General features: G+C 60.5%; 4 protein-coding genes, 1 tRNA gene and 1 pseudogene. 4 read left to right on the plus strand and 2 right to left on the minus strand.

Annotated elements, in window-relative coordinates:
• Nucleotides 1-333, minus strand: a 333-nt coding sequence (locus EOA22_RS22465) for a serine hydrolase (RefSeq protein ID WP_164755732.1), incomplete at its 3' end; no start/stop codon positions are given.
• 103 nt (nucleotides 334-436) lie between these two features.
• Nucleotides 437-1,669, minus strand: a complete 1,233-nt coding sequence (locus EOA22_RS22470; RefSeq protein WP_063168012.1) for a septal ring lytic transglycosylase RlpA family protein — start codon at nucleotides 1,667-1,669, stop codon at nucleotides 437-439.
• A gap of 377 nt (nucleotides 1,670-2,046) precedes the next feature.
• On the opposite strand from EOA22_RS22470, the gene EOA22_RS22475 reads away from it, so the two are divergent.
• The 4 genes and pseudogenes from EOA22_RS22475 to EOA22_RS22490 all read left to right on the plus strand — a co-directional run.
• Entirely contained in the window at nucleotides 2,047-2,382 is a 336-nt protein-coding gene (locus EOA22_RS22475; protein ID WP_013531580.1) for a hypothetical protein, read from the plus strand.
• A gap of 362 nt (nucleotides 2,383-2,744) precedes the next feature.
• Nucleotides 2,745-2,834, plus strand: a tRNA-Ser gene (locus tag EOA22_RS22480).
• Between the two features lie 217 nt (nucleotides 2,835-3,051).
• A complete protein-coding gene (locus tag EOA22_RS22485; protein WP_063168011.1) occupies nucleotides 3,052-4,176 on the plus strand; it encodes a helix-turn-helix transcriptional regulator in 1,125 nt (374 codons plus the stop codon).
• Between the two features lie 227 nt (nucleotides 4,177-4,403).
• Nucleotides 4,404-5,772: pseudogene (locus EOA22_RS22490) on the plus strand (autotransporter outer membrane beta-barrel domain-containing protein); the annotation flags it as partial.

The raw sequence follows: 5,772 nt of genomic DNA on the forward strand, positions 1-5,772 counted from the left end.
CGACTTGAGCTTGGCGAACATCGTCGATGTTCCCGAAGGCGCGCCACCCTTGCGCCAGGCGTTCTCGCTGACCACGAACGTATCGTCGAGCTTCAGGCGGCCGGATTTGATGGCATTGAAAACCACTTCCATGGTCATCAGCTTGGCCATCGAGGCCGGCGGTATCGGCTTGTCGGCCTCCTTGGAAAACAGCACCGTCCCGGTCTCGGCATCGATCATGAAGGCCTGCGCGGCCTTGGTCTCGAACAGCTGTGCACCGGCCGGAGCCTGGAAAAACAGCAGCAAGCCAAAAACCAGAAGCCCGGCGAGAGGCGGGAGCAAGCGAAATTGCATGATGTTCGACCCGTTGGCCGGCACCGCCGGCAAGCCCGCGAAAAGTATCAGGCTTTTTGCGCGGCGGATCAACCGCGCAGCGGAAATCCCATCAGGCTTGCGCTCAGTTGCGCACAGCCAGCGCATCGGGCGCGCCATGCGACCAGGCAGCCTGCAGCAAATCATCGAGATTGCGGTGGCCATCGGGATAGAGATTGACCGAATACCAATCCTCGCCATCGAGTTCCGAACGCTGGATCTCGATCTTGCCGTATGCGGCAAGCTCAGCGGCAACACGCTTGGCCTCCGCTGCATCCTCGAACGAACCAGCCGCGACGTAGTCAGTGGACGGACCGGCCGCTGGCGGCTGCCGCTTCCATGATTGGAGCACATCGGCCGGCGACATGCCGTCGCCACCCATCGCGGCGAAGGCATTTGAGGCGCGTTCGACCCGCTCGTCGGCATAGGACAGCGAGGCCACGGCAAACGGCGATTGCGGCGGCAGATTGATCTGCGGACGCTCCGGCACGATCGGGCCGAAATCCGGAAGCGCCAGATCGCCATAGGCCGACGACTGCGTCGACATGATCGGCTGGACAGAACCGGTATCTGTCAACTGGCCCGGAAACGGCACGGCAGCAGTGCCGGCAGGCAGGCTTGGCGACGGCCCGTTCATGGCGACCATGACGCCGGTCGGCAGTCCATCCGACGGGTCTGGCGCCCTGTTGCCGGGATGATAGGAGGCCATCAGATACTGGTCGTCATCGCCGTCGAGCGGCGCGCGGCCGACATATTCGACCTTCACCTGAGCGGTGCCGGTGTTGGCATAGTCAAGCATCTGGGCAGCGCGCTCCGATACGTCGATGATGCGGCCTTCGTGATATGGGCCGCGATCGTTGACGCGAACGATGACCGAACTGCCGGTCTTGAGATTGGTGACGCGGGCATAGCTTGGCAGCGGCATGGTCGGGTGCGCCGCCGTCAGATGGGTCATGTCGTAGACTTCGCCATTGGCGGTAAGCCGGCCATGGAAGGCGTCGCCATACCAGGAGGCGAGGCCGACCTTGGCGTAGCGCTTGTCTTCCTTCGGGTAATACCACTTGCCACGGACCTGATAGGGTTTGCCAAGCTGATCCCTGCCGCCGCCACGTTGGATGCGCCCGTTCCGGGAGATCACACGCGGGCTTGCCTTCACGCCATATTCGGATTCGGCGAAATACTCCTTGGAGCGGGTCTTCTTGTTGACCATCGCTTTCGGCTCAGGCTGCGACGCGCAGGCGGCCAGCAAGGCAGCCGACATGGCGAACAACGCGACGGTAGCAGCGCGACGAAGACGCGGTGGCGTCACAGCCTGCATTTTCCTGATGTCCCCTTCAGTCTCAACTCAAGGCGTCGCGTTCAACCACCAGAGGAGCCAAAACACTCACCCGACAATACCAACGACGCTTAAAACCCCGATCCTTTGTGCGCAGGAATTGCTTATCACGGTATTAACCGATTGTGGCCGCAACCGGGCAAGATTGTGGCGTCTCCACCGTAAGAGCTCTCTGAAAAGTAACGGTTTTCGTGCTTCCACGCGAGAGATGTGATGCCCTCTGCCACAGAAAGCCTGGCTTCGCTCCTGCCCGCCGTGTCTGCCGGTTGACCGGGCTTTGTCGGGCAGCGGACCGACCGCCGGAACAAAGAAATGCGCCGCTAGTTTCATCCGCAGGGCACTCGAACAGAAGGACGAGCATGATGAAAATGACTTCATTGATGGTCGCGATCGCGATGTCGCTTTCTGCCGGGTCTGCGATCGCCGCATGTCCGGACAAGTCAGCTTCGAACACCGGGACCGATGCCGGACAGACCGCCGGTATTTCGAAAGATGGAACCCACGCGCCTTTAGAGACTCCGAAGGCCATGGGCAACGCGAACAAGCCAGCCGCCAAGGATGGCACCACGATGCCATTGGCGGGCGCTGAAGGCGGGGGCGACAAAAACCTTGCAACCTCGCAGCAGGATATCGAGGCGCAGCAGCACGGTGATAAGGCCGCGGCGGCAAAGGCGGACGAAAATTGCAAAGACTGAGGACCGTACAGGCCGGAGCCGATTTGCAGCTTCGGCCTTCCTCACCAGTAGCTGTTCCCTTGGCGAAAGTTAAATCTGCGGGATACCGCAGCTGTCCCAAGAGGCTGACCCGTAGGGATTCGCCAGTCGGCGGGCTCCTTCTTCATCATGCACCAATGGGATAGCGAGTTCCGGTGCTCGATTCCGACAAACTCAGAGCCTGCCAGGACGGCAGGAACCGACACAGTGGTGGTTGACGCAGCCCTCAATGCCGCTTTACAGGAATGAGGCGTGAACCAGCCGGGAGCGCCTTCGGTGCCAATCCGGTGCCACAGGCCAAACGAGTTGGCCCCGCGCTGCCCAAATGGTTGAAAAACCACGATGGAGGAATGGCCGAGCGGTTTAAGGCACCGGTCTTGAAAACCGGCGTGGGTGCAAGCTCACCGTGGGTTCGAATCCCACTTCCTCCGCCATTCGATCGAGAAGGGCATACAGAGCATACAGAACTGAGTACGCCGATTTCCGCCTCCGTGGACGTAAGGGTGAAGCGTCAAACATCATGTCTGCTTTCTCCTGACCTTGGGCGTCAGCACTGGTAACCCCCCTGCTCATTCGACGTTCTATCCCTTGCATCGACCGCAATCAGAGGTATGCTAACACTTCATTCTGGTTGTATATTTCGCAAGGCTTATGGGATATTCGATCTCTCACGAGCGCCTGTCGGTAGTGATCGGTCGCATATATGAGGCCGCCTACGATCAATCGATTTGGCTTGACGTGGTCCTTCAGTTGCAAGCCATGTTTCATGGCTCCAGAGCCTGTTTCTCGGGCATCGACTGGGCCAATGTCGAGGATAGCTTTTGCGTCTCACCGAGCCGCGACCCCTATTGGGACAGGATTTTCCTTGACCATTTCGCGACCAACGAACTCTTTGCGCCGCGTGTGGCCGCGCCGCTTGGCCGGGTTTTTAGCGACACCCAGTTGATTGGGCGGCACCGTATTGAACGCACCTCCGTCTGGAACGAATGGATGATGCCGCAGGACATGTATGACGGCATGTTCTGCAATCTGCGCGCGTCGGAAAAGAACTACTGGTTTTTCGACGTGCAGCGAGGCCGAGGGCAGCCGGCGTTCGACGCCGATGATCGTGCGATGCTCGCCCTGATCACGCCTCATCTGCAGCGCGCTGCGGGTTTGGGCCGACATTTCGAGGCGCGACCTGTGCTCCGATCGCTGCTCGGCCACCTGCCCTTCGCCGGCTTTATCGTCGATCCGCGCCTGCGCATCCTTGACATGAATGACGCCGCGCAAAGACTTTTGGTACAGCCGATCACTCTGCTGACGGCGAACGGTGGCCATCTGGCCACCTCCGATTCCACGCAAACCCAAATGCTGCAACGTGCGGTCGCACGAGTCTGCCGGGTGGACGAGAGCGAGTTTCCCATTTCGGCTGCCGATTTGATCTTGCGGTCGGAGCGCGGCGACCAACTGGTATTGTCGATTGGATTGTTGCCCGACGGCGAGATGTTCGGCCTGTCGGCTGGACCTTGCGCGGTGGTGCTGGCGCGCGAATCACGTTTGGCCCTGTCGACGAGCTTAGCCGATCAACTGCGAAAAACCTTTGGGCTGACAGGGAAAGAAGCTTCCGTCGCGCTCGCGCTCGCAAGCGGATTGTCCTTGAAGGAAATAGCGATCAGGGAAAACATGGCCTACGGCACCGCACGCGTTCATCTGGACAAGATTTTTCGCAAGACAGATACGCAGAGGCAGAGTCAGCTCATTGCGCTGCTGAATGCATTTCGTCTTCTGCCCTAACAAGCTGCAATAGCACATTAAGGTTCTTCGAGTGCAGGGCGTTGCGACTGTGGCGAGCCAGCGACAGTGCGCCACTCTTTGGCCGGTCTATGGCATTTGATATATATATCGCCCACCCATCATCCGTTATTGCGAATCTGAAGCACTGATTTGCTCGAAGCATTGCTTTGCTTGGGCTGTTCTGATGACGGCAGATTGCATTTATTGGACGATGGGGCGGGCCTATCATGAGACTCTACGGTTTTTCGGCAGACAAAGCCTACCCACTCGTTTCCTTGCGCGCGCAACTCCTCTCGCAGGCCAGTCGCTCGGCACTGCGTTTCGCAATCGGCATGGCCGGTTTCGCCGGCTCGGCTGTTTTCTTTTCCCCGCAGGCGCAGGCGGCATGTACGGTCACTCTGGGAACTGATGTGCAGTGCGGCACCACCTCCACGGTCAATGCCGTCAATCCGGCTGCTCCTCCCAACGACCGGGGCTATTCATTTTCTTCACCGTTTACGGCCCACCTCGCGATCGATGCCGGGGCGACGGTCAGCGGATTTGGCCTCGCGATCGAGAATACCGGCAATGGCGCCGTCATGGTCGTCAACAACGGCACGATCAGTGTCGATGCGGGCAACACGCCAACAGCCGGCGGGACCGCGGCACTCAATATCGATGCCGCCTCCAACCTGATCACGTACACAGGCAGCGGCGCGATCACCAATAACGGCAGTGGCGATGCCTTCGCAATAAAGCAGAATGGCCTGGGCTCGATCGATGTCGATGCCACCGGCGATATCACGGCGGCTGCCGGCTCAGGCATTGTGGTGCGTAACACGGCGGCGAGTGGCTCCATCGATGTCACCACGGGCGCGGTGACGGCGCTGGCTGCTGGCATGTTCGGTATCGACGTCCAGTCGTCTTCGACGGCAGGCAATCTCACGACCGTGGCGAACGGCGATGTGACGGCGGGCAATACCGGTATCTTGGGTCGAGTTTCCTCCACAGGAACTGGCAACATCGATATCACGGCGAACGGCGCCATCGACGCAGGCAACGGCATTATCGCGCAGAACTTGGGCAACGGCTCGACGACGGTGAAGGCGATGGGACCGGTCACCGCGACAATGGCGTCGGGCCTTGGCGTCTTCGCTCAGGGCCGGGGCGATGTCTCGATAACAACGGGTGCGGTGACCTCGACGGGCGGTCAGGCGGTCTATGCAATAGGGACCGGCACAGGCACAGGCACAATCGATGTGACGACCAACGGCAACGTCTCGGGCACTGCAGGCATCCTCGCAGGTAACTCCGGCACGGGCATGATCAGCGTGATCGCCAATGGTGCGGTGACCGGCACATCCTTTGACGGCATCGTCGCGAACGGTGGTGGCGCGGTGGACGTGCAGGTCGCCGGCACGGTGATGGGCGCGCGTTCCGGCCTGACCTTGATTGGTGGCGGCGGCGGCACGGGTAATCTCTCGGTGACGGGCGCGGGCGGCTTCGTCGGCGGCAGCGACGATGCGGTGAATATTCAGAACTATGGCCCGGGCACGGTCACGGTCGATATATCCGGCGCCAGCAGCTCGACGAGTGGCGGCGGCCTCGTGGTGCGCG

The organism is Mesorhizobium sp. M7A.F.Ca.US.014.04.1.1 (genome assembly GCF_003998745.1).
Classification (GTDB): domain Bacteria; phylum Pseudomonadota; class Alphaproteobacteria; order Rhizobiales; family Rhizobiaceae; genus Mesorhizobium; species Mesorhizobium ciceri.

Bases quoted from the DNA above. Each gene is read 5' to 3' on its own strand.
- EOA22_RS22470 (WP_063168012.1), bottom strand. From the start codon at position 1,669: ATGCAGGCTGTGACGCCACCGCGTCTTCGTCGCGCTGCTACCGTCGCG.
- EOA22_RS22475 (WP_013531580.1), top strand. From the start codon at position 2,047: ATGATGAAAATGACTTCATTGATGGTCGCGATCGCGATGTCGCTTTCT.
- EOA22_RS22485 (WP_063168011.1), top strand. From the start codon at position 3,052: ATGGGATATTCGATCTCTCACGAGCGCCTGTCGGTAGTGATCGGTCGC.